This window comes from Deltaproteobacteria bacterium, from assembly GCA_019309045.1.
Classification (GTDB): domain Bacteria; phylum Desulfobacterota; class Syntrophobacteria; order BM002; family BM002; genus JAFDGZ01.
The window spans coordinates 1-3622 of record JAFDGZ010000170.1; the positions used below are offsets into that span (position 1 = coordinate 1).

Sequence of the window (3622 nt, forward strand, 5' to 3'; positions counted from 1 at the left end):
CCGGCAATATAGTGGGCAGCCGTTGAGCCAGCATTGTTTTCCCGGAGCCCGGCGGTCCCACCATAAGCACGTTGTGTCCCCCGGCTGCAGCAATTTCCAGGGCGCGTTTCACATGCTCCTGACCCTTTACTTCGCTGAAATCCAGTTCATAGTGGTTGTGGCTGGCAAACAGCTCTGTCACCTGTATACTGGTTGGGCACAGATCCTGACCGTTGTTCAAAAACGTCACCGCATCCGAGAGATGCTGTACAGCAAACACCTGTACTCCATCCACCACCGCAGCTTCACGGCAGTTGGCCTCCGGCACCAGAATACCCTCGAAGCCATTGTTCCTGGCAGTCAGAGCCATGGGCAGGGCACCCCTGGTCGCCTTTACCCTGCCGTCCAGAGAAAGCTCGCCAATAATCAAATAGCTGCTAAGCTTGCTGCGGCTGACAATGCCGGTGGCTGCCAGAATGCCAACGGCCATGGGCAAATCAAAGCCGGCACCCTCTTTTCTTATATCGGCAGGCGCCAGATTCACCGTGATTCGATGGGGAGGAAAACGAAAACCCGAGTTCTTTATGGCTGACTTTACCCGCTCCTTGCTCTCTCTGACAGCTCCATCCGGCAGCCCCACCGTGGCAAAGGCGGGCAGCCCCATGGTGATGTCCACCTCTACCTCCACCTCGTAGGCATCGATACCGAGAACTGCACTGGAAAGGACCTTTGCCAGCATGGCCAAACCCGGGCGGGGCTGCAAGCGGTGCAGATAATTCACGCGTGACAGATTTCAGGCGAGATCCATGTGCGCCGGTGCCCCTGTCTGAAAAGTCACTCTCGAGTCAAACTACCAACTGCCTGATTTATAACAAACTCCCTGCAAGTTCGCAAGGATTAACTCCAACAGAGCCTGGGGGTCTCGGATGCGCCTTTGTTCATCCTGCAACCTTCTCCACCACTATTTCACCACCTCAATTCCCCTCGAACCCCAATCCCTCTAATCGAGGCAGTTCTTCGGAATCTTATTTATTGCCGCTTTTTCCTTATTTTCGTCTGAAATTTAAACTTCAGCACAAAAACTTTTTTCTTCACTTTTCCCCTTAAATATTTCTCCTATTAATTGGATAATCTTATAGACTATCCATACACAAGCCAATAATATTCCTACAACTTTCGCACCATTAGAAATAATATCACCGCCTTTCTCTCATGTCTCAATCCCCTCTAATCGAGGCAGCTCTTCAGACTGTTAAACCACTCTGAACTTTCCCTGCTCCGGAGGCACACCTGTGCCGCTGAACTCAAAACTTTTCAGACAACCACGGCACAGTGGATAATACCTGATGGTGTCTTCCTGGTCACTGATCAGGCCTTCCAGCCTGTTTTTCATCTTCAAGAATTTTTCTTCAGTGAGGTTGGCACATTCAAACACAGATTTCTGCACACGTTCGCCGTATGCCTTGAGGCACTTTACTACCCGGTTCCTCGCCCTGTCATCGACTATGTCAAAACAGACCAGGTAAAACAATTCATACCTCCCACAAGAACGGACTGTATCCCTCAGACTTGCCGCTCAGGTATGCAGCAAAAGCCCTGGCCTGATGCAGCAGCAACAACCTGTAGGTGGTCTTTTTCCCCGATGGCGGGTAGGTGACGCTGCGATTCATCATTTCCTCGTAGCTGGCTACAAAGGCCCTGCTGATTGCAGGCTTCATCTCCACCGGCCGCTTCTTTTTCAATTCCTCTTCATCAACGAAATTTGCAGGTGCAGTTTTCCTGTACACGAAGTCTTCGGGAGACACCTCCCTTCTGTTCACCAGACTGAGCACCAGGCGGTCGCCCAAGAAGCTCCTGTATTCTTCTACCAGGTCGCAGGCAAGAGAGGGTCTGCCGTAGTCCACTGCGTGAAGACTTCCCAGATAGGGGTCCAGGCCGCAGGCCTTGATTGCAGACAGCGTCTCATTGGTTAACATGGTGTAAACAAAAGAGAGCATCGCGTTTACGGGATCAAGAGGCGGCCGGCGGTTCCTGCCATGAAATTCAAACTGGGGATTGCGGATGAGCCTATGAAAAACGTCGAAGTAAATTCTGGTTCCATTGCCCTCAAGGCCTCTCAACTTCTTGATGTCCTTCACGCTGTCAACGGCATCGGCCATTGATTTGATTCTTACTGCACCCAGGCGCAGCTCGGCATCGTCATAATGCCTTGCCCTGAGCAGAAGAAAACGCGCCATGTTTTTCAGCTTGCCCTTCACTATAATGGCAGCAGTTTGAAGGGCAAAGTCCTCCTCAGCCAATCTTACGTACTGGGCCTGACGAAGCGCCACGTGGCGATGTTCATCCAGGGCCAACCTCGCCCGGAAGCGTCCGGTGGGGGTCATGAAAATGGTTTCAACCCTTTGCTGGATGAGGTAGTCCAGCACACCCCCGGTCAACGACACATACCCGATAAGGGTCAGCTTCCTGAGCCCTTCCATGGGTATTTCTTGCACCAGTTCGCCATTTTTCATTATTTTCAGGCACTCGCCTTCCCTCCTGAGATATGCTCCGGGCTCGAGTACGTAGATGCTCTCCATCATTTCAGAAAGGCCTCCGTTTTCATGATAGCTGTTCTGAGGTTCTCCAGGGCAGCGCGCAGGTTGGTTATTTTCTCGGACTTCGCTGCGTCTTCCTCTCGCCAGTGTTCCAGATGAAGAAGAGGATGCGGATAATCGCTGCTTCTTTCGAATGGACACAGATCACCTTCATAGCTCAGCAGGCTGTGAATTCGTCTGCAGCCCAGAGGTGTGCCTCTCAACCGGCTGATTTTATAGTCAACAAGGTGCTGGTTGTACTCCGGCACCTGTGACAACAGGTGATGCAGAAGCGTCCTGGCGCTGGCAAGGAAGCCAATGGTCTGGAAAAGCACCTTTTCTTCCCGCAGCGACGGCTGGTTGCCGTTGCGGCAAGAGGCTATTATTTGCCCCAGGGGAGGGCACTTCATCTCCAGTGAAATCAACTCAGGATACTGTTTGGCCCATTCGCTCATCTTCGGGTGGATGAGGATCTTCGCCTGGGGCATTTCATTTTCAGTTAAAGACACCTCCTCCAACCTGCACTTTTTTATCCTGGAAAGAAAAGCAAGCTGCGCCTCCTGGCTGCGGTTGTGGCACTCGAGGAAATAGGACCTTTTGCCAGTGAGTCTGTGAATGCCGAGCGGCAGTTTCACCAGGTTGCCAAAACCCTTGCCGGAGATCCTGTCTTGCTTGGGAAACACTGCTCAAAGAAAAACCAGAAGTGGTAGCCCTTGGCGCCGCTGAATTCCACCACGGGGTAAAGTCCAGCTTCCTGGCAAATTTCATTCATTCTGCTAAACAGGTAGGAAAGTTCTCTCCTGATCAGTGAGCGGTCTCCGCCGGTGCGCTTTCCCTGCCTGAACCTGGAACTCATGTCCACGTCAATGACAGCCACCTTGACGGTCGAGTCTGCATGAAGCAGATAGATGCCGTATGTCTTCTTGCCTGACAGATGTTCTTCCACGTCATGCTCTTCCATGGGGCGCCGCACTGGCACATAGCCCTGCTTTCCCTCTGCTCGGTTTGCCCACTGCCTGGCAAAGCAGTCCTCACGGCCCGAGAAAAGATCCATAAAGAGCCCTATC

At 52.3% G+C, this 3622-nt stretch carries 5 protein-coding genes; all 5 read right to left on the minus strand.

Annotated features, from left to right (window positions below; genetic code table 11):
* The coding region (locus tag JRI89_17250) for an ATP-binding protein (GenBank protein MBW2072978.1) at positions 1–718 on the minus strand (718 nt) is incomplete at its 3' end.
* Positions 719–1231: 513 nt separating this feature from the next.
* Positions 1232–1510, minus strand: coding sequence for a CRISPR-associated endonuclease Cas2 (gene cas2 / locus JRI89_17255; protein MBW2072979.1), 279 nt, complete (start codon positions 1508–1510; stop codon positions 1232–1234).
* Between the two features lies 1 nt (position 1511).
* Complete coding sequence (cas1, locus tag JRI89_17260) at positions 1512–2558, minus strand: CRISPR-associated endonuclease Cas1 (GenBank protein MBW2072980.1); 1047 nt, start codon at positions 2556–2558, stop codon at positions 1512–1514.
* Positions 2558–3238, minus strand: coding sequence for a hypothetical protein (locus JRI89_17265; GenBank protein ID MBW2072981.1), 681 nt, complete (start codon positions 3236–3238; stop codon positions 2558–2560). Before JRI89_17265 ends, cas1 begins: the two co-directional genes overlap by 1 nt.
* A partial coding sequence (locus tag JRI89_17270; protein MBW2072982.1) for a hypothetical protein occupies positions 3187–3622 on the minus strand: 436 nt, incomplete at its 5' end. The genes JRI89_17270 and JRI89_17265, both read right to left, overlap by 52 nt.

What these genes read in the sequence shown, in the direction of transcription:
- cas1 (MBW2072980.1), bottom strand. Translation starts at nt 2,558, where the DNA reads ATGGAGAGCATCTACGTACTCGAGCCCGGAGCATATCTCAGGAGGGAA.